Annotated in this window: 28 protein-coding genes; 19 read left to right on the top strand and 9 right to left on the bottom strand. The window is 59.5% G+C overall.

From position 1 onward, the window contains the following. The first annotated feature begins 1 nt into the window (after position 1). Positions 2–541, top strand: coding sequence for a GNAT family N-acetyltransferase (locus PY308_RS01550; RefSeq protein WP_275787300.1), 540 nt, complete (start codon positions 2–4; stop codon positions 539–541). 125 nt (positions 542–666) lie between these two features. After that, a complete protein-coding gene (locus PY308_RS01545; RefSeq protein WP_275787298.1) occupies positions 667–1,332 on the top strand; it encodes a YiaD family glycine zipper/OmpA-like lipoprotein in 666 nt (221 codons plus the stop codon). Positions 1,333–1,353: 21 nt separating this feature from the next. On the opposite strand, the gene PY308_RS01540 is transcribed toward PY308_RS01545, so the two are convergent. Then, a complete protein-coding gene (locus tag PY308_RS01540) occupies positions 1,354–2,412 on the bottom strand; it encodes a lysine-2,3-aminomutase-like protein (RefSeq protein WP_275787296.1) in 1,059 nt (352 codons plus the stop codon). Continuing rightward, positions 2,409–3,482 carry an EF-P lysine aminoacylase EpmA gene (epmA, locus tag PY308_RS01535; RefSeq protein ID WP_275787295.1) on the bottom strand — a complete coding sequence of 358 codons (1,074 nt, stop codon included), beginning with the start codon at positions 3,480–3,482 and terminating at the stop codon, positions 2,409–2,411. Before epmA ends, PY308_RS01540 begins: the two co-directional genes overlap by 4 nt. Positions 3,483–3,679: 197 nt before the next feature. Between epmA and efp the strand changes: the two genes are divergently transcribed. Beyond that, positions 3,680–4,249: an elongation factor P gene (gene efp / locus PY308_RS01530; protein ID WP_275787291.1), complete on the top strand. Its 570-nt coding sequence runs from the start codon at positions 3,680–3,682 to the stop codon at positions 4,247–4,249. 50 nt (positions 4,250–4,299) lie between these two features. Here the strand turns inward: efp and PY308_RS01525 are convergent, their stop codons facing one another. Together PY308_RS01525 and PY308_RS01520 are read right to left on the bottom strand one after the other, a co-directional pair. After that, positions 4,300–4,629 carry a hypothetical protein gene (locus PY308_RS01525; protein ID WP_275787289.1) on the bottom strand — a complete coding sequence of 110 codons (330 nt, stop codon included), beginning with the start codon at positions 4,627–4,629 and terminating at the stop codon, positions 4,300–4,302. A gap of 20 nt (positions 4,630–4,649) precedes the next feature. Continuing rightward, positions 4,650–4,901: a GlsB/YeaQ/YmgE family stress response membrane protein gene (locus PY308_RS01520; protein ID WP_275787286.1), complete on the bottom strand. Its 252-nt coding sequence runs from the start codon at positions 4,899–4,901 to the stop codon at positions 4,650–4,652. Positions 4,902–5,074: 173 nt separating this feature from the next. On the opposite strand from PY308_RS01520, the gene PY308_RS01515 reads away from it, so the two are divergent. The 3 genes from PY308_RS01515 to mbfA all read left to right on the top strand — a co-directional run bounded on the left by PY308_RS01515 (position 5,075) and on the right by mbfA (position 8,391). After that, a complete protein-coding gene (locus PY308_RS01515; protein WP_275787283.1) occupies positions 5,075–5,950 on the top strand; it encodes an EamA family transporter in 876 nt (291 codons plus the stop codon). Between the two features lie 71 nt (positions 5,951–6,021). Next, positions 6,022–7,263, top strand: a complete 1,242-nt coding sequence (locus PY308_RS01510) for an SAM-dependent methyltransferase (protein WP_275787280.1) — start codon at positions 6,022–6,024, stop codon at positions 7,261–7,263. Between the two features lie 144 nt (positions 7,264–7,407). Next, positions 7,408–8,391 (top strand): iron exporter MbfA, encoded by a 984-nt coding sequence (gene mbfA, locus PY308_RS01505; protein ID WP_275787277.1) that lies wholly within the window; start codon positions 7,408–7,410, stop codon positions 8,389–8,391. A 53-nt stretch (positions 8,392–8,444) separates the two neighbouring features. Here the strand turns inward: mbfA and PY308_RS01500 are convergent, their stop codons facing one another. Next, complete coding sequence (locus tag PY308_RS01500; protein ID WP_275787275.1) at positions 8,445–9,065, bottom strand: transglutaminase-like cysteine peptidase; 621 nt, start codon at positions 9,063–9,065, stop codon at positions 8,445–8,447. Positions 9,066–9,285: 220 nt separating this feature from the next. Beyond that, positions 9,286–10,089 carry an alpha/beta hydrolase gene (locus PY308_RS01495; RefSeq protein ID WP_275787272.1) on the bottom strand — a complete coding sequence of 268 codons (804 nt, stop codon included), beginning with the start codon at positions 10,087–10,089 and terminating at the stop codon, positions 9,286–9,288. A gap of 214 nt (positions 10,090–10,303) precedes the next feature. On the opposite strand from PY308_RS01495, the gene infC reads away from it, so the two are divergent. The 8 genes from infC to pheT all read left to right on the top strand — a co-directional run bounded on the left by infC (position 10,304) and on the right by pheT (position 16,266). Then, positions 10,304–10,840, top strand: a complete 537-nt coding sequence (infC, locus tag PY308_RS01490; RefSeq protein WP_275790974.1) for a translation initiation factor IF-3 — start codon at positions 10,304–10,306, stop codon at positions 10,838–10,840. Positions 10,841–11,072: 232 nt separating this feature from the next. Further along, positions 11,073–11,276, top strand: a complete 204-nt coding sequence (rpmI, locus tag PY308_RS01485; RefSeq protein ID WP_018323613.1) for a 50S ribosomal protein L35 — start codon at positions 11,073–11,075, stop codon at positions 11,274–11,276. Between the two features lie 39 nt (positions 11,277–11,315). Next, positions 11,316–11,720, top strand: a complete 405-nt coding sequence (rplT, locus tag PY308_RS01480; RefSeq protein ID WP_275787261.1) for a 50S ribosomal protein L20 — start codon at positions 11,316–11,318, stop codon at positions 11,718–11,720. A gap of 95 nt (positions 11,721–11,815) precedes the next feature. Next, a complete protein-coding gene (gene pheS / locus PY308_RS01475) occupies positions 11,816–12,901 on the top strand; it encodes a phenylalanine--tRNA ligase subunit alpha (RefSeq protein WP_275787259.1) in 1,086 nt (361 codons plus the stop codon). Between the two features lie 3 nt (positions 12,902–12,904). Continuing rightward, positions 12,905–13,141: a DUF4160 domain-containing protein gene (locus PY308_RS01470; RefSeq protein WP_275787256.1), complete on the top strand. Its 237-nt coding sequence runs from the start codon at positions 12,905–12,907 to the stop codon at positions 13,139–13,141. Beyond that, entirely contained in the window at positions 13,122–13,397 is a 276-nt protein-coding gene (locus tag PY308_RS01465; protein WP_275787254.1) for a DUF2442 domain-containing protein, read from the top strand. Before PY308_RS01470 ends, PY308_RS01465 begins: the two co-directional genes overlap by 20 nt. Before the next feature lie 150 nt (positions 13,398–13,547). Next, positions 13,548–13,808 carry a hypothetical protein gene (locus PY308_RS01460; protein WP_275787251.1) on the top strand — a complete coding sequence of 87 codons (261 nt, stop codon included), beginning with the start codon at positions 13,548–13,550 and terminating at the stop codon, positions 13,806–13,808. A 28-nt stretch (positions 13,809–13,836) separates the two neighbouring features. After that, positions 13,837–16,266 (top strand): phenylalanine--tRNA ligase subunit beta, encoded by a 2,430-nt coding sequence (gene pheT / locus PY308_RS01455; RefSeq protein WP_275787248.1) that lies wholly within the window; start codon positions 13,837–13,839, stop codon positions 16,264–16,266. A 97-nt stretch (positions 16,267–16,363) separates the two neighbouring features. On the opposite strand, the gene PY308_RS01450 is transcribed toward pheT, so the two are convergent. Next, on the bottom strand, positions 16,364–16,768 hold the full coding sequence (locus PY308_RS01450; RefSeq protein WP_275787246.1) for a host attachment family protein: 405 nt from the start codon (positions 16,766–16,768) through the stop codon (positions 16,364–16,366). A 123-nt stretch (positions 16,769–16,891) separates the two neighbouring features. On the opposite strand from PY308_RS01450, the gene PY308_RS01445 reads away from it, so the two are divergent. After that, on the top strand, positions 16,892–17,509 hold the full coding sequence (locus PY308_RS01445) for a hypothetical protein (RefSeq protein WP_275787243.1): 618 nt from the start codon (positions 16,892–16,894) through the stop codon (positions 17,507–17,509). Here the strand turns inward: PY308_RS01445 and PY308_RS01440 are convergent. Together PY308_RS01440 and PY308_RS01435 are read right to left on the bottom strand one after the other, a co-directional pair. Further along, complete coding sequence (locus tag PY308_RS01440; protein ID WP_275787240.1) at positions 17,506–17,949, bottom strand: GNAT family N-acetyltransferase; 444 nt, start codon at positions 17,947–17,949, stop codon at positions 17,506–17,508. The genes PY308_RS01445 and PY308_RS01440 overlap by 4 nt on opposite strands. Positions 17,950–17,967: 18 nt before the next feature. Then, positions 17,968–18,918: an aldo/keto reductase gene (locus tag PY308_RS01435; protein ID WP_275787237.1), complete on the bottom strand. Its 951-nt coding sequence runs from the start codon at positions 18,916–18,918 to the stop codon at positions 17,968–17,970. 186 nt (positions 18,919–19,104) lie between these two features. On the opposite strand from PY308_RS01435, the gene PY308_RS01430 reads away from it, so the two are divergent. From PY308_RS01430 to PY308_RS01415, 4 genes are all read left to right on the top strand, one after another. Further along, the gene (locus PY308_RS01430; RefSeq protein ID WP_275787235.1) at positions 19,105–20,091 is read left to right on the top strand and encodes a Gfo/Idh/MocA family protein; all 987 of its coding nucleotides are present in this window, start codon (positions 19,105–19,107) and stop codon (positions 20,089–20,091) included. Positions 20,092–20,175: 84 nt separating this feature from the next. After that, positions 20,176–21,762 (top strand): exodeoxyribonuclease VII large subunit, encoded by a 1,587-nt coding sequence (gene xseA, locus PY308_RS01425; protein ID WP_275787230.1) that lies wholly within the window; start codon positions 20,176–20,178, stop codon positions 21,760–21,762. A gap of 10 nt (positions 21,763–21,772) precedes the next feature. Continuing rightward, positions 21,773–22,363, top strand: a complete 591-nt coding sequence (locus PY308_RS01420; RefSeq protein ID WP_275787227.1) for an NAD(P)H-dependent oxidoreductase — start codon at positions 21,773–21,775, stop codon at positions 22,361–22,363. A gap of 79 nt (positions 22,364–22,442) precedes the next feature. Then, positions 22,443–22,793 carry a MarR family transcriptional regulator gene (locus PY308_RS01415; RefSeq protein WP_275787224.1) on the top strand — a complete coding sequence of 117 codons (351 nt, stop codon included), beginning with the start codon at positions 22,443–22,445 and terminating at the stop codon, positions 22,791–22,793. The last annotated feature ends 3 nt before the right edge of the window (positions 22,794–22,796 follow it).

Raw genomic sequence — 22,796 nt, 5'->3', positions numbered from 1 at the left:
AATGCCAAAAATCACGGTCCGAACGCTCACCGCCTCCGAAACCGCAACAGCCATCCCGGCGCTTGCGGACATCCTCTCCGATTGCGTCGAGGGTGGCGCCTCGGTTGGCTTTCTGTTGCCTTACACGGCGGCCGACGCACTGCCCTACTGGCGCGGTGTCGCAGCGGCGGTCGCCGAGACAAGCAGCGTTCTGATCACTGCCGACGTCGATGGTACCGTTCTCGGCACGGTGCAACTGGGCATCGGGACGATGCCGAACCAGCCGCATCGGGCGGACCTCAAAAAGCTGCTCGTTCATCGCAAGGCTCGGGGCCTGGGGCTATCGCGGCTGTTGATGGATGCCGCCGAAGACGAGGCCATCAGGCATGGCCGCCACATTCTGGTCCTCGACACGGCCACCGGCAGTCCGGCGGAAGCCATCTACGAGAGATTCGGCTGGCAGCGCGTCGGCGTTATTCCGCAGTATGCGATGATGCCAGACGGCAGCTACTGCGGATCGACCTTCTTTTACAAATCGCTGACGCCGGCCGGGGAGCCCTGAGAAAAGAACTGGCGGCAGGCTTCAGAATTCTCCCACGCTTTCGTCAAAGGATTCGGTCCCGGTCTTCATCTTCCTGCCGCAATCGGTAGTATGAAGCAGAAAGCACCATTGGGGACCCTGATTCCATGATCAAGAAATTTGCCGTTCTGGCCATCGCCGCCGTCTATTTTACCGGCTGCACCACCACCGACCCGTATACGGGCGAGCAAAAAATGTCGAACACGGCCGGCGGCGCGCTGATCGGTGCGGGCCTTGGTGCCGCGACCGGGCTTCTCGTCGGCGGAAGCGCCGCGGGACGGCGGGATGCAGCGCTTGTCGGAGCCGGCATCGGCGCACTGGGCGGCGGACTGATCGGCAACTACATGGACAGCCAGGAGTCCGAACTGCGCGCCCAGCTGCAGGGTACGGGCGTCTCCGTCACCCGTTCCGGCGACCGCATCATCCTTAATATGCCGTCAAACATCACGTTTGCCACCGACCAGGACCAGGTCAATCCCGGCTTCTATTCAACGCTCGATTCCGTGGCGGTTGTCCTGCGCAAGTTCAACAAGACGCTGGTGGATGTCGACGGTCATACGGATTCGACCGGCGGGGCCGGCTACAACCAGGGCCTTTCCGAACGCCGGGCGGTCTCGGTCGCCAATTATCTCGGCTCGCGCGGCGTCGATCAGCGCCGCATGTCAGCCGTCGGCTACGGGCCTGACCGGCCTGTTGCCTCCAACGCGACGGAATCCGGCCGGGCGCAGAACCGCCGCGTCGAAATCGCGATTGCGCCGATCAAGGAGGGCTGACGGCCGCAACAAGCCGACCGGTCATTCTCCGGTGAGCGGCGGATAAGTGTGGTTTTGGCCCCGAAAATCCGACACCGTATAGCAACCGCCGCCCTGGTCGGCGATTGCCGAGGCGGAAATGACGGATTTGCCGTGCCCGCCGGGGATGTCGAGCACGTAGGCCGGCTGGCAGAGACCGGACACGCGGCCCCTCAGCGCCGCCACAAGCGCCTGCCCCTCCTCGATGGTGACGCGGAAATGGCTGGTGCCCGGTGCGAGATCCGGATGATGTAAATAATACGGCTTGATGCGGTTCTCGACAAATGTCCGCATCAGCGTCGCAAGCGTATCCGGATAGTCGTTCACGCCCTTCAGCAGCACCGACTGGCTGACCATGACGATACCGGCATCGACAAGACGGGCGCATGCGGCACGCGCTGAGGCTGTCATTTCCCGCGGATGATTGGCGTGCAGTGCGATATAGCTGGTCTTGCCGCTCGATTTCAGGGCTGCGATCAAGCTTTCGTCGATCCGGTGCGGCTCGACAACGGGCACGCGGGTGTGGAAGCGAACGATCCTGACATGCGCAATGCCGGAGAGCCGCTCCATGATGCCGGCAAGGCGGCGCGGCGAAAGCACCAGCGGATCGCCGCCGGTCAGGATCACTTCCCAGATTTCGGGATGGCCGGCAATATAAGCAAATGCCGCATCCATCGCCTGCGATGAAAGGGTGCCGAGGCCTTGTGGGCCGACCATTTCGCGGCGAAAGCAGAAACGGCAGTAGACAGGGCAAATATGCACGGCCTTCAGCAGGACCCGATCCGGATAGCGATGAACAATGCCTTCGACAGGCATATGTGCGGCGTCGCCGATCGGGTCTTCCCGCTCGTCGGGCAATCTTAGAAGTTCCGCAGCATCGGGCAGGAACTGGCGGGCGATCGGGTCATTCGGGTCATCCGGATCGATCAGCGCCGCCATCGCAGGCGTCACAGCAACGGCATAGCGCTCTGCCACCCGTTCAAGGCTCTGGTGCTCACCTACGGACAGCAGGTTCGCCGTTTGTAGATCGCCAACTGTCTTCAGGGTCCGCAGCGCGCTCATACGCCCCTTCCGTTCTGCGAAAGCCGCATATCCGGAACCGGCGCCCACATCACCTGCTCTATCCGCCCCGCTCCTGTTGCGAGCATGACCAGTCTGTCGAAGCCAAGCGCGATGCCGCTCGCTTCCGGCATGATCCGCAAGGCCTCGAGAAAATCCTCGTCCAGCGGATAGGCTTCGCCATAGACGCGCTGCTTTTCCGCCATCTCGGCAGAAAACCGCCGGCGCTGCTCGTCAGCGTCCGTGAGTTCACCGAATGCATTGGCAAGTTCGACGCCGCAGGCGTAAAGCTCGAAGCGCTCCGCGACCCGTCCATCCCGCGGTGTCGGCCGCGCCAGAGCCGCCTCCGCCACAGGGTATTCGCACAAAATCGTCGGACGGCCCTGGCCCAGATTGGGTTCGACCTTCTCGACAATCACCCGGCTGAACAGATCGGCCCAACTGTCGTCATCTGCAACGCGCATGCCTTTCCCGACCAACTCCTCTGCCAGCCGATGCCGATCCGTATCTCCATTGCCTGCTATGGAGGCGAAGAGATCAATGCCGGCAAAGCGCAAAAAACTCTCGGCTACGGTGATCCTCTCCGGTTCGGCAAAGGGGTCGGCCGTCGCGCCGCGATACGTCAGGTGTTTTGCGCCCGCAGTTTCCGCCGCAAGGGCAAGAACCTTTGCGGCATCGTTCATCAGCACATCGTAGGTCTCGCCGCGCCGGTACCATTCAAGCATGGTGAATTCCGGATGATGCAGCGGGCCGCGCTCGCGGTTGCGATAGACATGCGCAAAACAAGCGATGCGCGCTTCACCGGCCGACAGGAGCTTTTTGCAGGCAAATTCAGGCGAGGTATGAAGATAGAGCGGTGCCTGGCTGCCATCATAATGGATAGCATACGTTGCAAATGCGTGGAGATGCGCTTCGTTGCCGGGTGAAATCTGCAGGGTCGCAGTGTCGACCTCGATGAATTCACGCGTCGCGAAAAAACCGCGCAAGGCCGCCTGGATCCGGTTGCGGGCCAATAGAAAGCCGCGACGGTCGGCATGGACATCCGGGGTCCACCAGGGGGAGGCAGCGCGCATGACAATCCTGTCGTATTCGATCACTTTGCCGGTTCAACCCGCAAAGTTCTGACGGTTTCTTCGGCAGGACCGACCGTTCTGCTGGCAATTTGCGCCGATATAGGATAGGTGCGGCCCGAAAACGCATCTCGGCGTCTTTTGCCGCGCATTTCGTGCGCTCCTCTACGACGCATCGAATTCAGTTACAAGGAAGACTTATGGTCAAGGTAATCGCCTCCTCCGTCCGCAAGGGCAATGTTCTCGAAGTCGACGGCAAACTGTATGCCGTTCTGACAGCCCAGAACTTCCACCCCGGAAAGGGCACGCCTGTTACCCAGGTCGATATGCGCCGTATTTCCGATGGCGTGAAGGTTTCGGAACGCTGGCGCACGACCGAACAGGTCGAGCGGGCCTTTGTCGAGGACCGCGATCATACGTTCCTGTACGAGGATGGCGAGGGTTTTCACTTCATGAACCCCGAAAGCTATGATCAGGTTGCCGTGTCGCCCGACGTTGTCGGCGACGACAAAGCCTATCTGCAGGAGGGCATGGTCGTTCAACTCAAGATGTTCGAGGGTCTGGCGCTTGCGCTGGAATTGCCAACCCGCATGACGCTTGAGATTGTCGAGACAGAACCCGTCGTCAAGGGACAAACTGCCTCCTCATCCTATAAGCCGGCAATCCTGTCGAACGGCGTCCGCACCATGGTGCCGCCGCATATCGGCGTTGGCACCCGCGTCGTGATCCTGACGGAAGATGCATCCTATGTAGAGCGCGCCAAAGATTGATTTGTGCAATCTAAAACTAAGGGCGTCGCTGCGACGCCCTTAGCAATCGATCAATGCTTCAGTTCAGGATATGCTTGAGCAATCTCTTCGGCATTGTCGATGCTCTCGTCATACCCTTCAAGGGCGACGCTGATACTTGAGCCGACATCAACGCCCTCTTCTCGCCGCACTTCGATACGCGATCCGTTGCTGCGCACCAGCACAGCCTCGCCGTTGAAGCCTTGCTTGATCAGCCAGTCCCGCGGCGCCATCAGGCGAATGCGGACCTGACGGGAATCATCGTCCTCACGGGCCACGACCAGTTCGTAGGAGACCGGTTCAGAGTTTCCGTTGATTTCAAGCCTGCCCTGGCCGCTGCCTTCAGCCGCAAATGTTAGCATTCGATTATCCCTTCAGGATATTACCGCCGGACGGCACGCCCAATCGCGATGAGAATACAAGCGCCGATGAAACCGACGATGAGATAGGCAATCCAGCCTGTAAAGCCCATTCCGGCAAAAGCGAGGATTGCGTTCAGGACGATCGCGCCGACGATGCCCAGAAGAATATTCATCACGACGCCCATATTGGACTTCATGAATTGCTCTGCCAACCATCCTGCCAGACCGCCGATAATGATCGCCGCAATCCAGCCTACACCGTTAACTTCCATTTTTGGGTTCCTTGTCGTAAATCCTGCTTCGCCGATTAAACGGAAGAGGGCTCATTTTGTTCCGTTTCGGCAAAATCAGATTCCTTCATGCTCACGACAACAACTATGAATTTGCCTGAGTGAAGCTCTCCGCTTAAAGCGGTCCGCAAGTAAGACCGCAACAGGGTGTCTTCATGAAGCTAAGTTTTCCAGCCCATACCGGAAGTGGTCGTCCTGGAAATCATGGCGCGGTCACGGGCAGCCTCATGTGCCTGCTTTCGATGGTGAGCGTACAGTTCGGTTCAGCCTTTTCCGCGACAGCCATTGCGGCCTACGGACCTTTCGGAACAACATGGTTCAGGCTTGTCTGGGCGGCGTTTCTGCTGGCATTGTTCGTTCGGCCGCCAATCTTCAGCTACACGGGCGCGCAATGGCGCACCGCCTGTTTGCTCGGCGGCTCTATGGCCGGTATGACGCTTTGCTTTTTCACGGCCATCGAGCGTATCCCACTCGGCCTCGCGGTCGCCATCGATTTTCTCGGACCCCTGGCCGTGGCCACTCTCGCCTTCGGTTGGGGCTGGAGGCTTGTCTGGCCGCTTGCCGCCGGGGCCGGCGTTCTGCTGCTCTCGCATGACGGAAACGGATGGATCGGTGATACCACGGGAGTGCTCTTTGCCTTTGGTGCGGCAACCGGTTGGGGGCTGTACATCGTGCTGATGAAAAGGGCCGGAAGCAGTTTCGAAGGGTTGGAAGGCCTTTCCATATCGCTGCTGATAGGAGCGGTCGTCGCGACACCTTTCGGCTTGAGCGAATTTCCACGCATGACCGCCGGAGGTGCCGTCACCATTGCCGGCCTTGCTCTTCTCGTGCCGCTTATTCCCTATGCTTTGGAGATGGTCGCAATCCGGCGCATGAGCACGTCATCTTTTGGAATTTTAATGAGCCTTGAGCCCGCCATGGCCGCGCTTGCCGGATTCTGGATTCTGAACCAGCCTATGACATCGCTGCAGATTGCCGGCACGATGCTTGTCGTTCTGGCAAGTGCCTGTGCTATCGCTGGCGGTCGCTGATATAGGCCGCGCTTTTTGAAAAACCGGTGATAAAGTGAGGCCTCGGAGCCGCGATATCACCCGGAGGGCGCATGTTTCCACTGTCGCATATGATGAAAGCCTTTGTTAAAAAAGGAAAACTGACGGTTATCGACGCGGACGGCACGCGACACGTCTTTACCGGCGAGCCCGGCCCGGAGGTCACGATGCGGCTGACCGACCCTAAGCTCTACCGGACGCTCGTGTTCAATGCGGAGCTGGCGGCCGGAGAAGCCTATATGGACGGAACGCTCCGATTCGAGGACGGCTCGACGCTTCGCGACTTTCTCACGCTGTTTTCCATCAACCGGCTGTCCCTCGGCTCCTATCCGGTCCAGAAAATCCTGCGCGCCATCAAAATGCGTTTTCGCAACCGCCAGCAGTCGAACGTCAAGGGCGAGGCGCAGCGCAATGTTGCGCATCACTACGATCTCGGCAACGATTTTTACAAGCTGTTTCTTGATGAGAACATGCTCTACTCCTGCGCCTATTTCCGTGAGCCGGACGAGACGCTGGAGCAGGCGCAACGCAACAAGCTGCGACTGCTTGCGTCAAAACTTTGCCTGCGTCCTGGCATGAAGGTTCTCGACATCGGCTGCGGCTGGGGTGATCTGGCGCTCTATCTCGCCAAACTCGAAGATGTGGAAGTGCTGGGCGTCACCCTGTCGAAGGAGCAGCAGGCGCTGGCGGCGCAACGGGCGAAAGAGGCTGGTCTCGAAGGTCGCGTCCGGTTCGAACTGCGCGACTATCGCGACGTCGAGGAAAGCTTCGACCGGATCGTCTCCGTCGGCATGTTCGAGCATGTCGGCGTGCAGCACTATGACGAGTTCTTCAAAAAGCTCAACGCCCTGATGCCCGATGACGGGATCGCCGTCTTGCATTCGATCGGTCATATGAGCCCACCCGGAATGGCAAGTTCATGGTTGCGAAAATATATCTTTCCGGGCGCCTATTCCCCGGCTCTTTCGGAGGTTTTCGAGGTCGTTGAACAGAACCATCTTTGGGTTACCGACCTTGAATTCCTGCGCGTGCACTACGCCACCACGCTGCAGCATTGGGTGGAACGCTTCGAGAAGAACCGCGACAAGATCGTCGAGATGTATGACGAGCGCTTTGCCCGCATGTGGGAATTCTATCTCATCAGCTGCGAAATGATGTTCCGCACCGGCAGCCAACTGGTGTTTCACATGCAGCTGTCGCGCTCACGGGATGCCGCACCCATTGTGCGGGACTACATCACCGACCGGCAGAAGGCCTATATCGTCCGCGAGCAGACGCTCGACATCAGGCTTTAGACGATCGGTTCGGCTCATCGGCAACAGGCCGGAGCCGGCACGTCCTCGTGCGAAGCCTGTCTGTGCCAAATGCGCAAAGAGCATCTTGACCTTCCCGCGCCAAAACCATATTTTAGAATAATTCTAAACTAGGTTTTGTGCATCATGTTTGCCCGTCTTCTTGGTCATTCCAAGCGCCCGCTTTCCTCTCTCTCCGAGCAGGAAGTGCTGGCCTTGGCCATTTCCTCGGAAGAGGACGATGCGCGGATTTATCTCGGCTATGCCCAGGCTCTGAAAGACCAGTATCCCGATTCGGCAAAGGTGTTCGAGGATATGGCGGAGGTGGAGAACACGCACAAGTCGATGCTGATCGACATGCATCGCCGACGCTTCGGAGAGCGCATACCGCTGATCCGCCGCGAGCATGTGGCGGGCTTCCTCGGCCGCAGGCCGGACTGGCTGCGCAAGACGCTGTCGCTGGAGGCGGTGCGGCGCGAGGCGGAGGCCATGGAAAGCCAGGCGTATAATTTCTACATCGAGGCCGCCCGGCAGACGTCGGACGCAGGCACCCGGCAACTGCTCGGAGATCTGGCGCTGGCCGAACAGGGGCATGAGGATATCGCCCGCATGCTTATCGGCAAGCACGTCACCGGAGAGGTACGCAAGACCGAAGACGAAGCAGCGCACAGACAGTTCCTGCTCACGTATGTCCAGCCGGGCCTTGCCGGGTTGATGGATGGATCCGTTTCGACACTTGCACCGATTTTCGCCGCCGCGTTCGCGACGCAGGACACCTGGCAGACCTTTCTGGTCGGCCTTTCCGCCTCCGTCGGCGCGGGGATCTCGATGGGCTTCACCGAAGCGGCGCATGACGACGGCAAGCTGTCCGGTCGCGGCTCACCCCTCAAACGCGGCCTTGCCTGCGGCATCATGACGACGCTTGGCGGACTGGGCCATGCCCTGCCCTATCTCATCCCGAATTTCTGGACTGCGACGATCATCGCCGGAGCGATCGTCTTCATCGAACTCTGGGCCATCGCCTTCATTCAGAACAAATATATGGAAACACCGTTTTTGCGCGCTGTTTTGCAGGTCGTGCTCGGCGGCAGCCTCGTGCTGGCGGCAGGTGTGCTGATTGGAAATGCGTAAGGACAATCAGCCACGGGACGTGACAGCGTTTTCTCTCGTCGATCCAGCTCAGATCAGTTGCCGACGGAACCGACCAGGACTTCCGCGCCATTTTCAATGGTTACCCAACGGCCGGTATTGAACGAAGCCTGGCGCTTGAGAAAGCGATACGATGTCCTTGTCCAGAGCTTCGCCTCGTCATCGAGATTGTCGAGGATGAAGTCGCCTTGCGCGGTGCGCACGGTGAGAACCGCATGGCCCTCTCCGTCCGACTTCCTAACCACGGTTATCAGCAGGTCTGATGCAGAAAATCCCTTTTCCATCAAACGCTTGCGCTTCAGGAGAACGAAATCCTCGCAGTCGCCGGCGGCCTGCGGATAGGTCCAAACCTCATCCTTGCCGAACAGATTCATGTCCGTGACAGGCGTGATTTCACGATTGACCGAGGCGTTAACCTCGCGAATGACCGACCATCCGAAATCTGTCACGCGCGGCGCGGTCGATGGCTTGGTCTTGATATCGCATTCGGAGCGATGGGTCTGGCAGAATTCATAGTGACCGATCGGCTGGGACGTGATGGCACCGGTCTGCATCGAAACCGTTGTTACGTTCGGCGCCGGAACTGCCCCACCTGCCGATGCGAAAACGGCCGCGATTGCCACGATCGTCCTCTTTACCCCAGTCAACTGCGCCATACATGTCCCCTGTGGCGCGGCAATCTTCCAAACAGTTCCGAAGACGCCCCGCAAAGTCTGAAGCTCGGCATCAGCTTCGCGACCATCCCCGCCGCGCGCTGCTTTAATCGTTAACAAAGAGTTAACAGCGCACCTGAAACGAAGTCAATCTGCAGATTTAGGGATTGCGAAACATGGTTAAAATGCGCGGCAAATCGGCAACGGCGCGATTTGCGGCACCTCATGCCCCGGCGAAAGCCGCCACTGCCGAGAGGATCTTCTCAATATCCTCGGGGCGCGAAAGGCGATGGTCGCCATCGCGGATCAGCGTCATCACGACATCGTCGGAAGGCAGATGTTCCATCAGCTTCAAAGCATGGGCATAGGGAACATCCGGATCCTTCATCCCCTGAAGGATATGAACCGGGCAGCCTGTTTCAATGATGCCGTCGAGGACGCGGTTTCTCCGCCCGTCCTCGATCAGGCGTGCCGTATAGATGTTGGGATCGGGTCCATAGGGCGTCGGTTCCTCGAAATAGCCAAGCGTCTCAAGCGATGCCCGCTCGGCATCCGTCAGGTTCGGCTCGATCAACTCGCTTGTGAAATCCGGCGCCGGCGCGATCAGCACCAGGCCGGCGACCTTGCCGCCTTCCCCGCGACGGCGCAGCTCGGCAATCAGGCGCAGCGCGATCCAGCCCCCCATGGACGAGCCGACAAGGAGCATTCGCTCCGGGCGGACATGATCGATCACGGCAAGGCTCTCCTCCAGCCAGCGCGAAATCGTGCCATCGATGAATCTGCCGCCGGAAAGGCCGTGGCCCGAATAATCGAAGCGGATGCAGGCATGCCCTTTTTCCCCCGCATAGCGCGCCAGTTCGACCGCCTTGGTTCCCGACATGTCAGACCGGTATCCGCCGAGCCAGACCAGGGCCGGCTGGCCGGTTGCGGCGGGAGCGGGCTGGACGCAGAGAGCGATCCGGCGCGATTCGGGACCGGCCCCGACATCGATAAGAACTGGATCGGGGCCTTGAACTGGCAAGGACATCGGTTGTTTCTCCCGTGAAGCGCTAAGATCTCTCGAATTTCTTCTAAAACAGATTTTTGCAGCACCCGACAGGTGGTGATTTTCACAAAGACCTGTGGTATTGACTTTGCCGCAGCAATTTACACATGACGGTTCAGCGGCAGTTGAAGGGCATAGCGCCAGAAATCGCGCGGCCGTCGGCCAGACATTTTAACAATTCGAGGAGAGTACGACCATTCGCAGACCGTTCAAAACGGATGCCCCGACAAAAGACGGGCCCCGCTCTAACAAGGAAATCCGGTCGCTCCGGGTTCAGCTCATCGATGCCGAAGGCGTCAATCACGGAAGCATCCCCACGGACCAGGCGCTGCGCATTGCAGAGGAAGCCGGTCTCGATCTGGTGGAAATTTCGCCGAATGCCGAGCCGCCGGTGTGCAAGATCCTTGATCTGGGCAAGCTGAAATACTCGACACAGAAAAAGGCCGCCGAGGCCCGCAAGAAGCAGAAGATCATCGAGATCAAGGAGATCAAGATGCGTCCCAACATCGACACGCATGACTATGACGTGAAGATGAAGGCGATGAACCGCTTCTTCGAAGACGGCGACAAGGTGAAGGTAACCTTGAAGTTCCGAGGCCGTGAAATGGCCCACCAGGAACTGGGCATGAAGCTTCTGCTTCAGGTGAAGGAAGACACGACGACGATCGCCAAGGTCGAAGCTGAACCGAAGCTCGAAGGTCGCCAGATGATGATGGTGCTCGCTCCGAAGTGAGCGTGCATTTCAGGACTGGACGCGATCAAGCCGCCGTAAGGGCGGCTTTTTCGCTTTCATGTGCTGGACAAGGCCGAAAAATCCGGCCGCTTTCCGAATCCCGTTGCACTTTGTGGGTGGTTCGGTTACAAGCCGCCGTCCGAACGGTCCGGCAGGGCATGCCGTGGCCGTTCTTTACGCTGGAGACGACCTCGTCAGTCGATCTCGTAATCAAAAAAAATGGAGTAGCAAAATGCCCAAGATGAAGACGAAATCCTCGGCCAAGAAGCGGTTCAAGATCACCGCAACCGGCAAGGTCATGGCAGCTGCCGCAGGCAAGCGTCATGGCATGATCAAGCGGTCCAACAAGTTCATTCGCGATGCGCGTGGCACCATGGTGCTTGCAGAGCCTGATGGCAAAAAGGTCATCAAGAACTACCTGCCCAACGGTCTTTAAGACGTCTGGCACTTTTGGATTTTTTAAGGAGATCATGACATGGCACGTGTAAAACGCGGCGTAGCAGCTCACGCCAAGCACAAGAAGACACTCAAGGCAGCCAAGGGCTTCTACGGCCGCCGCAAGAACACCATCCGCGCCGCCAAGGCCGCGGTTGACCGTTCGAAGGCATTCGCCTACCGCGACCGCAAGGTCAACAAGCGTAATTTTCGCGCTCTCTGGATTCAGCGTATCAATGCTGCAGTTCGCGAGCAGGGCCTGACCTATGGCCGCTTCATCGACGGTCTGTCAAAGGCTGGCATCGAAGTCGACCGCAAGGTTCTCTCAGATATGGCGATCCATGAGCCGGAAGCGTTCGGCGCACTCGTCGCTGCCGCCAAGAAAGCGCTGGATTACCTCAAGGACGCCGGCACCACCAACGAGTTTGAAAGCGCGGTCAAGTAAACCAGCGCTTCCCAACCTTTTGGAATTTAATTTGGGAAACCCGCGCTGGCACGGCTGGCGCGGGTTTTTCTTTGACCGATCACGGGAATTGAACCATGTCCGATCTGGAAGCACTGAAAGACAACCTGCTGGCCGAGGTGACCGCTGCCAGTGACGAAGCCGCGATCGAAGCCGTGCGCGTCAATGCGCTGGGCAAGAAGGGCTCGATCTCCGAACTGCTGAAAACCCTCGGCACGATGAGCCCGGACGAGCGGCAAACGCGTGGTGCCGCCATCAACGCCTTGAAGAACACCGTCTTTGACGCCATCGCCGTCCGCAAGTCCGCCCTCAAGGACGCTGCCATCGCCGAGCGTCTTGCCCGCGAGACCGTCGATATCAGCCTGCCGGTGCGCTCCTCGCCGGCCGAGCGTGGCCGCATCCATCCGATCAGCCAGATCATCGACGAGATCACCGCGATCTTCGCCGATATGGGTTTCTCGATCGCCGAGGGCCCGGATATCGAGACCGACTATTACAATTTCACCGCGCTGAACTTTCCCGAAGGCCATCCGGCGCGGGAGATGCATGACACGTTCTTCTTCAATCCAGACGCAAACGGCGAGCGCAAGGTTTTGCGCACCCATACATCACCTGTTCAGATCCGCACGATGGAGGCGCAGAAGCCGCCGATCCGCATCATCATCCCCGGCAAGACCTACCGGCAGGACAGCGACGCCACCCATTCGCCGATGTTCCACCAGGTCGAAGGCCTTGTCGTCGACACCAAGTCCAACGTTGCCAACATGCGCTGGATCCTGGAAGAGTTCTGCAAGACCTTCTTCGAGGTCGATGACGTGACGATGCGGTTTCGCCCGTCCTTCTTCCCGTTCACCGAGCCGTCCTTCGAGGTCGATATCCAGTGCGACCGTTCCTCCGGCCCGATCGTCAAGTTCGGCGAAGGCACCGACTGGATGGAAATCCTCGGCTGCGGCATGGTGCACCCGAACGTCTTGCGCGCCGGCGGTCTCGATCCCGATGTCTACCAGGGCTTTGCCTGGGGCATGGGGCTGGACCGCATCGCCATGCTGAAATACGGCATGCCGGACCTCAGAAACTTCTTCGACGCCGATGTGCGCTGGATGAGCCATTACGGGTTCAGGCCACTCGATATGCCGACGTTGTTCGGCGGTTTGAGTGCCTGACCTATGCCGACGCTCCTGATCTGGCATGGATACAAGTTTCGGTTTTACGCCTTGGACGTCGGCGAACCGCCACATGTTCATATTGTCAAGGATGGAAAGTCCCTGAAGGTCTGGCTAAGGAGTTTGGAAGTCGCACAGAACAAAGGGTATAGTGATCAGGAAATCGCAAGGCTGCTCAAAGTGGCCTCGGAACATCGTGATGAATGGGTAGGTGCTTGGGATGAGTTCTTTGGCCTTTGAAACCGACGAGATGAAGCCTGTGCGTGCTTGGTGTTCTGAGGGCAACGTTCATGTGGCGCTCGCCGATGGCCGTGTCATTGCAACGCCTCTCTGGTGGTATCCCTTCCTTTCGGAACTCAATGATAGCGAACTGAACGACATCGAGTTGATGTATGAAGGCATTTGGTGGACGGCTGTTGATGAGGGCATCTCGGTGAAGAGCATGTTCATGGGCGTGAAAGCGCCCGGCGCGAGAGCGCCTGAGAAGGCTGCCTAAAGCGTGGGGGATAGCTGGCTTCCAATCTTGATTGCTGTTTTACCCATTGCCGGAGCAGTAGGCACTTATGCATATCAACGGAAAGTTGATAGGAAATCCGCTCTCATCGAAATTAGGCGCGTGGCGTACCGAAACTATCTGAATTCGTTTATGGCGATGTCCGACGCGCCCGAAAAATTCGATGATATCCGACGGGAATACTATCAAGCCGAGACCGAGCTTCTCGTTGTCGGTTCAGACGCCGTTATTCAACAGGTGGGCGCCTTGTCCAGTTTCTATACAAAGACAAACGATAATCGCTTCAATCGCGATGCCAACGAAGTCAGACGGCTGGTTGCGAAGTGCGCCGCGCTATGCGTGCCGACTGCTTTGAAAAATCAGATCTATCCATCGACGACATTAAAGCGCTAGTACCGATAGCCTAACCTGAGAAGACATCATGAAATTCACCCTCTCCTGGCTCAAGGACCACCTTGAAACCGATGCAACGCTTGAACAGATCTGCGAACGCCTGACGGCGATCGGGCTGGAGGTCGAGCATGTCGACGACAAGGCCGCGTTCAAACCCTTCGTCATCGCCAAGGTCGTCTCGGCCGAAAAGCACCCGCAGGCCGACAAGCTGAAGGTGTTGATGGTCGATACCGGCACGGGTTCGCCGGTGCAGGTCGTCTGCGGCGCGCCGAATGCGCGCGCCGGCCTAATCGGCGCTTTTGCCGCACCTGGCGCCTATGTTCCGGGCATCGACGTGACGCTTGCAGTCGGCACCATCCGGGGCGTCGAAAGCCGCGGCATGATGTGCTCGGAAAAAGAGTTGCAGATGTCGGACAGCCATGACGGCATCATCGACCTGCCTGATGACGCGCCTGTGGGCACGAGTTTTGCCGCTTATGCCGGGCTTGACGATCCGATGATCGAGATCAACCTGACCCCAAACCGTCCGGACTGCACGTCAATCCACGGCATTGCCCGCGATCTTGCCGCCTCCGGCATGGGCACGCTTAAGGTGCAGCCGCAGCCGGCCTTCGCGGTCGAGGGTGAAACCACCACCAAGGTGAAGCTCGACCTCGGCGAAGACACCCATCTCTGCCCTGGCTTTGCGCTTCGCCTCGTGCGCGGCGTCAAGAACGGCCCGAGCCCGAAATGGATGCAGCAGCGCCTGCTTGCCATCGGCCTACGCCCGATCAACGCACTGGTTGATGTGACCAACTACATGACCTTCGACCAGGGGCGGCCGCTGCACGTCTTCGACGCCGCCAAGGTCAAAGGCAACCTGACCGTCCGCCGCGCTGTCGCGGGCGAAAAGGTTCTGGCGCTCGATACGCGGGAGTACACTCTTTCGCCGGCTAACGTCGTCATCGCGGATGACAACGGCATAGAATCCATCGGCGGCATCATGGGCGGCGAACATTCCGGGTGCGACGAGACCACCACCGACGTGCTGATCGAATCGGCGCTCTGGGACCCGATGAACATCGCCAAGACCGGCCGGACGCTCGGGATCATCACCGATGCGCGCTACCGCTTCGAGCGCGGCGTCGATCCGGACTACATGGTGCCGGGCCTCGAGCGCGCCACACAGTTGATCCTTGACATGTGCGGCGGCACGGCGGCGAAGACCGATGTGGTTGGATATGCCGGCTATACACCCAAAATCGTCGATTTCCCGGTGTCCGAGGTCAAGCGCCTGACGGGTCTTGAGGTTGGCGCTGAGGAGGCCGTGTCGATCCTCGAAGGTCTCGGCTTCGGCGTCGAAGGCTCCGGCGACCGTGTGTCCGTCTCCGTTCCCTCCTGGCGGCCGGATGTCGATGGCAAGGCGGATCTTGTCGAAGAAGTCATGCGCATCCATGGCGTCGATAATATCAAGCCGCAGCCGATCGAAAACCTCGGCGCCGTCAACGGCAAGATCCTGACCACCCTGCAGATCCGTACCCGGCTTGCCAAACGGGCGTTGGCATCGCGCGGCATGCTCGAAGCGGTCACCTGGTCGTTCATTTCGAAGGCGCAGGCCGAGCTTTTCGGCGGCGGCAAGCCTCAGCTTTCTCTGGCCAACCCGATCGCCGCCGATATGTCCGACATGCGGCCCTCGCTCCTGCCCGGCCTCCTCACCGCCGCCCAGCGCAATGCCGACAAAGGTTTTGGCGACGTGGCGATCTTCGAGGTGTCCGGCACCTATGAGAACGACACACCGTCCGGCCAACGGCGCGTCGCCGGCGGGATCCGCCGTGGCACGGCGTCGCTTGCCGGCGCGGGCCGCTCCTGGTCGAACGCGGCCAAGGGCGGCGGAAAGCCCGTCGATGTGTTCGACGCCAAGGCGGATGCCATCGCCGTTCTTGAAGCCTGCGGCGTCCCCATGGGCAACGTCCAGTTCGAAGCCGGCGGACCGTCCTGGTATCATCCCGGCCGTTCCGGCACGATCAAGCTCGGTCCAAAGATCGTCCTTGGCACTTTCGGCGAGTTTCATCCGAAGGTGCTGGAGGCGCTCGATGTTTCCGGCGCGCTGGCAGGCTTCGAAGTCTATGTCGATGCCATGCCGGAACCGAAGAAGAAGGCCACCCGCACCAAGCCAGCGCTGGAGCTCTCGCCGTTTCAGGCGGTCAAGCGCGACTTTGCCTTCGTCGTCGAAAAATCAGTCGAAGCTGGCGCTATCCTGAAGGCGGCATCGAGTGCTGACCGCAGACTGGTCACCAACGTCAATATCTTCGATATCTTCGAGGGGCCATCCCTTGGAGAAGGCAAGAAGTCAGTGGCGATCGAGGTCGTGATCCAGCCGGCAGAACGGACATTGACCGATGAGGATTTTGAAGCGCTCGCCGGCAAGATCATCGCCAATGTGGAAAAGAATACCGGCGGCGTACTTCGGGGCTCATGAGATGAAAAGCGGCGCCTCAATTGCTGAGGCGCCGCCTGCGACGTTCGTGTTAATGGGTGCTAGGGATCGAGCCAAGGGTCCATAAAATGGCAGCGTCTCAGGCTGCGGCCAATGCCTTCTCGATATCCTGCAACGAGTGGCCCGTCAGGTCCTTATCCAGTTCTCCGATCAGGACCTCTGAGAGCGACTTATGGTAACTCTTGCGCATTTCGCCCAATGTCCTCGGTGCCGCCACGACGACGAGACTTTTGATCTTGCCGTCCAGAACCTGCTTGTTCAGCATGTCCGCGACACCGGAGCTGAAGCCGTCTTCGTTTTGCTGGCTGTCATCGGGATTGGCGGCGCTGCTGGAATGGCGTCCACCGGACGAGATTTTCGAGCTGTCAATATCGGTTGACGGCATCATCCTCAGCTTCACATTTGCAGCATCCCCTTCGTTTTGAAAGAGGCTGAGCTTTTCGCCATCGGCAACGGCAATAATCGTATTCTGCGGAAGCTGCATATCTGGTCTCCTTAATCTACAAAGCGCATTCCAAAGATAAAATGCCGATGTTTGTTTCAGTTGCTACGGTAACCCCGCAACTGAGGATCTGTTCCGACACAGCCTGATGGAGAGGAAAATCAGATGCGAAAACCTGAATCGATGAGAGCGCTGGAGGATCTGGGTCGCACCCGTCTTTCGGAGAATTTCTTCCTGCGGGATTTCCTGCATTCCGAGATCGCAGCTTTCTACGGAATTTCAAATGTGCCCGACGATCCGGCGCTGGCGATCGCCGCAGGCACCAAGCTGTGCGAGGAACTGCTGGAACCGCTGCAACGTCATTTCGGCAGGCTGCATATCCGTTCCGGCTATCGCAGCCGCGCCGTCAACGAATTCGGAAACCGCAACAAGCTCAACTGCTCGACCAACGCAGCAAGCGCTGCCGATCATATCTGGGACATGCGCGACGCGGGCGGATGTATGGGAGCCACGGCCTGCATCGTCGTGCCCTGGGTCTGGGATCGCCGCGACAGGCTCGACGGCTGGCAGTCGCTTGCCTGGTGGATCCACGACACCCTGCCCTATGCGTCGCTGTGTTTTTTTCCCAAACTCTGGGCGATGAATATCCAGTGGCATGAATGCCCCGCCCGCCGCATTGCAAGTTATGCCGAGCCAAAAGGCCTGCTGACGAAACAGGGGATGGGCAACCATTCCGGCAGCCATGCCGAGCACTACCGCGGCTTTCCGGATTTCCGGCGTTAGAAGCTCATCCTGTAGCGCACATGCCCGTCGGCCTCGGTATATTTGTCGTAGAGCCGGCGTGCGGTCTCGTTGCCTTCGTCCGTATGCCAGTACAGGCGCGCCCAGCCACTGGTCTTTGCCGTGGCAACCAGGTCGTCAAGCAGGGCCCTGCCGATGCCGCGGCTACGCACGGCCTCGTCAAGGAACAAATCCTCAAGATAGCAGACGGGCTCCTTCACCCAGGTAGCGTCGTGCAGCAGGCAGATGGCGAAGCCGACAACATGGTCATCCAGTTCCGCCACGCGCATGAAGAGCGGAGTCCGGGGGTCGAGGATCCGTCCCCATGTCGCGCTCGTTACGTCCGGTGACACTGCCACCTTGTAAAAAACGACATAGGCGGCCCAGAGGCGCCGCCAATCCGCCTCGTCGCCGGGCTTCACGTCACGGATAACAAGCGTCATCGGGTCTTCCTTTGCGTGTCATTCGCTGGCTTCGTTCAACAGACGGCTGGCCTGGTCGGAAAGAATGACCGTTGCGGCATTTGTCAGGTTCTTCAACTGGGACAGGGTGGTTGCGCTGGCAATAGGGGCCGTGACACCGCGGCGGGCCATGACCCAGGCCAGGGCAATTTCCGCCTGCGTATTGCCGGTTTCCGCTGCCACCTCGTCAAGGGCGCCGAGAATGCGCATACCGCGCCCGTCGAGATATTGGCCGACGCCGCCGCCGCGTGCCGAGCCCTCCAGATCACGATGCGAACGGTATTTGCCGGAAAGGAACCCCTTGGCGAGGCTGAAATAGGTGATGACGCCGATGTCCTCGGCAATGCAGAGATTGCGCAAGGCGCCGTCGAAGGAGGCCCGGTCGTAGAGATTGTATTCCGGCTGCAGAACATCATAGCGTGGAAGGTCGTTTTGCGCAGCGACGTCCAGCGCTTCGCGCATTTGTGCCGCGTTGAGGTTAGAGGCGCCGATATGGCGAACCTTGCCCTGGGCAAGCAGTTTGGCGTAGGCCTCAAGTGTCTCCTCGTAGGGTGTTTCCGGATCCGGCCAATGGGAAAGATAGACGTCGATATAGTCGGTCTGCAGCCGCTTCAACGAATCCTCGACCGCCTGAGCGATCCATCGCGCCGAGAGGCCCTTTCTGCCGGGCCCCATTTCGGATCCGACCTTAGTAAGGAGAACCACCTCATCTCTCGAGCGGCCGGAGTTTTTCAACCACCGCCCGATGATCCCCTCGGACTCCCCGCCCGTATTGCCTGGAGCCCAGGTGGAATAGGCATCAGCGGTGTCGATTGCGTTGAAACCGGCACCCACGAAGGCGTCGAGAAGGTCGAAAGAGGTCTTCTCGTCGGCCGTCCAGCCGAAAACATTGCCGCCGAAGACCAGGGGCGCGATCGACAAGCCGGTCCGACCGAGGGTTCGTTTTTCCATGATATGGCTCCAGTGACGTGATTGGTTGCCGGGGAGATGAACAATTCTGCCCCAGCAAAGATAGGCGCGTACAGCGTTTTTACACATCGGCGATGATTTAATTCCGCTTCATTTTATTCCGCTGTCGGGCGCTTGATAGGCACCGGCCTCGCGGATACTGTGCCGCCAAAACAGTGAGGAAACATCATGCTGCGTTTCGGTATTCTATCGACGGCCAAGATCGGCCGCGAACTCGTCGTTCCCGCCATTCAGGATGCGGAAAACTGCGTCGTGACGGCCATTGCCAGCCGCAACCTCTCCAAAGCCCGTGATATGGCCGACCGATTTTCCGTGCCGCATGCCTTCGGCTCCTATGACGAGATGCTGGCCTCCGATCTGATCGACGCCGTCTACATTCCGCTGCCAACGTCGCAGCATGTCGAATGGTCGCTGAAGGCTGCCGATGCCGGCAAGCATGTGCTGTGCGAAAAACCGATCTCGCTCAAGGCCACCGAGATAGACGCACTGATCGCGGCCCGCGACCGCAACAAGGTTTTGATTTCCGAAGCCTACATGGTCACCTACAGCCCCGTCTGGCGGAAGGTTCGGTCTCTGCTGAAGGACGGCGCCATTGGCAAGCTGCGCTATGTCCAGGGTGCTTTCACCTATTACAATCGCGATGCCGGCAATATGCGCAACATGCCGGAACTCGGCGGGGGCGGGCTGCCGGATATTGGTGTCTATCCAACGATCTCCACCCGGTTCGTGACAGGCAAGGAACCGCTGAGGGTGCAGGCGAACACGGATCGCGACCCTGAATTCGGCACGGACATGTTTTCGAGCGTGCGCGCCGATTTCGGTGATTTCGAACTGAGCTTTTATATTTCCACCCAGCTTGCCGCCCGCCAGGTCATGGTTCTCCACGGTAACCAAGGATTCATCGAGGTGAAATCCCCGTTCAACGCCGAGCGTTACGGAGCCGAGGAACTGGAACTGACCAACCAGAACCACTCCCAATCCCAGCTCTTCCGTTTTCAGGATGCCCGGCAATACAAGCTGCAGGTCGAGGCATTTTCCCGCGCCGCCGGGGGGGAAAACGAAGAGGTGGTCCCGCTGGAAAGCTCGAAGAAAAACCAGATGCTGATCGATGCGATCTACCGGGCCAGCGAGAAAGATGGCTGGGAACAGGTCTGACCTCGGCCTGAGGGCAGCGGCAAAGGTTGTTGAGGGATGGCCCTGCGTCTGGTCATCCCGGGTCCGGCACGGCAGAATATCATCATGAGCTCTCTTTTCGAACCCGATTCCCCATCCAACCTTGCCGAATATTCGGTTTCCGAACTGTCCGGATCGATCAAGCGCACGGTCGAGCAGGCTTTCGATCAGGTGCGGGTGCGGGGCGAGATTTCCGGTTATCGCGGCCCGCATTCCTCCGGGCATGCCTATTTCTCGCTGAAGGACGACAAGGCGCGCATCGATGCGGTGATCTGGAAAGGGACGATGAGCCGGCTCAAGTTCCGGCCGGAAGAAGGCATGGAAGTCATCGCCACCGGCAAGGTGACGACATTTCCGGGCTCATCGAAATATCAGATCGTCATCGAAACACTGGAGCCGGCCGGGGCCGGCGCGCTGATGGCGCTGATCGAGGAGCGCAAGCGAAAACTCGCCGCGGAAGGTCTCTTCGACCAGGCCCGCAAGCGACCGCTGCCCTATATGCCGCGCGTGATCGGCGTGGTCACATCTCCGACCGGGGCTGTCATCCGCGATATCCTGCACCGGATTTCCGGTCGTTTTCCCGTGCATGTCATCGTTTGGCCGGTTCGGGTGCAGGGCGAAGGGTCCGGCAAGGAGGTGGCTGCGGCGATAGACGGGTTCAACAGCTTGGCGCCCGATGGGCTGGTTCCCCGGCCCGATCTGTTGATCGTGGCGCGTGGCGGCGGCAGCCTTGAGGACCTCTGGAGCTTCAACGATGAAGCCGTGGTGCGGGCGGCGGCAAACTCGGGCATCCCCCTGATTTCGGCCGTTGGGCATGAAACGGATTGGACGTTGATCGACTATGCCGCCGACCAGCGCGCACCGACGCCGACGGGAGCGGCCGAAATGGCGGTGCCCGTAAAAGCCGATCTGGAGGCGAACCTCTCGGCACTTTCCGCACGGCTGAAGGGCGCGGTGTCGCGCCAGATGGACAATCGCCGCCAGAATGTCCGGGCTCTGACACGCGCGCTTCCGTCTCTCGACCAATTGCTGGCCCTGCCCCGCCGCCGCTTCGACGAAGCTTCGACGCGGCTTGGGCGCGCACTTGAGACGAACACGGCCAACAAGCGCCGGCTGTTCGAGCGTACTTCGGTGCATTTGCGGCCGGACGTGCTGACGAGCCGGATTATCGACCGGAGGCAGAGGCTGGCCGAGCGAATGAACCGGGCAGAGCGCTGCGTCGAGCGCCAGCTTCAGACATCGGCGTCACGGATTGCCGCTGCGGATGCGGCCCTGAGGGCATCGCCCGGACGGCTGTCCGGTCAGATCGAACGGCTGCAGGATCGTGTGGCCAATCTGATGGGCAAGGCGGACGTCGCCCTTGCTGCCGATCTGCGCCGCTGGCGCGGAGAGGTTGCCGCACAGGACCGCATTCTTCAATCCCTTTCCTATCGCAATGTGCTGAAGCGCGGCTATGCGCTGGTGCGGGACGCGGAGGGCGCGCCGGTCAAGGCGGCGTCAGGTCTTGTCATTCATCAAGCGATCGCCATCCAATTCGCTGATGGCACGGTCGATGCGGTGACTACCGAGGGCGGCGCGGCGCCTGCGCAACCGACGCGAAAGCGTCCCGAGAGATCGGCTCAGAGCCCACCGAAGCAGGGGAGCCTATTCTAGGCCGTACATCATGCACATCCTGCTCGTTCTCGCCCATCCCTTGGCAGACAGCTTTGCCGCGAGCGTCGCCGCAGTTGCAAAAGCGACGCTGGAACGGAATGGTCACAGCGTCGATCTTCTCGATCTTTATCAGGAAGATTTCGATCCCAGGCTGAGCAAGGCAGAGCGCCAGGGCTATTTCGATGTCCCCTACGATGTTTCAGACGTGGAAACGAGTGTTGCACGGTTGCGTGCCGCCGACGGTCTCGTGCTTGTCTTCCCGCAGTGGTGGTTCAACTTTCCGGCCATCCTCAAGGGCTTTTTCGATAGGGTCTTTGCGCCGGGCGTCGCCTTCAACCATGATTCTGCCGGCGGACGCATCGTGCCGCGCCTCACCCATATCAAGATCTTCTGGGCATTGACGACGACAGGATCACCCTGGTGGGTCGTCAGGCTTTACATGGGGAATCCTGTAAAACGCCTGCTCAAACGCGGCATAGCGGCATTCTGCGCGAAAGATGTGCGGTTCAGGATGATGTCGCTGCACGATATGGACCGCGTGAGGCCGGCGCAGCGGGCTGCACATTTGGCGAAGGTGGAAAAAGCCCTGGCCCGGCTTTGAGCGCAATCCGTCGCAACAGAAACGCTTCCGTAACGATCCATGGTTTACGCTGACGCTTTCTGGACATAGGGCTCCCTGCATGCCGGTCGAACTTTCAGCTACCCAGGCTTTGACCCTCTGGCACGCGGTTTCGCTGGAGCAGGTGCGGGTCGACAGGCATGACCTGACACTGCGGCAAATGTCGATTCTTCTGCAAATCTATCTTTTGCCGCCACCGCATACCGTTCGGGGGCTCGCCGGCATTCTCGGCGTTACCAAACCGGTGGTCACCCGCGCGCTCGACACCATGGGCGAACTCGGCCTTGTCTCGCGCACCCGAGACGAACGCGATCGCCGCAACGTTCTCATCAAACGCACCGTCGATGGCGCACTTTATCTTGAAAAACTCGGCGATCTGATCATTGATCAGGGACGCAAACTTTCTATTTGAGGC

The sequence above is a fragment of the Pararhizobium gei genome, from assembly GCF_029223885.1.
Classification (GTDB): Bacteria; Pseudomonadota; Alphaproteobacteria; order Rhizobiales; family Rhizobiaceae; genus Pararhizobium; species Pararhizobium gei.
This window is presented reverse-complemented; position numbering and strand designations above follow the sequence as displayed.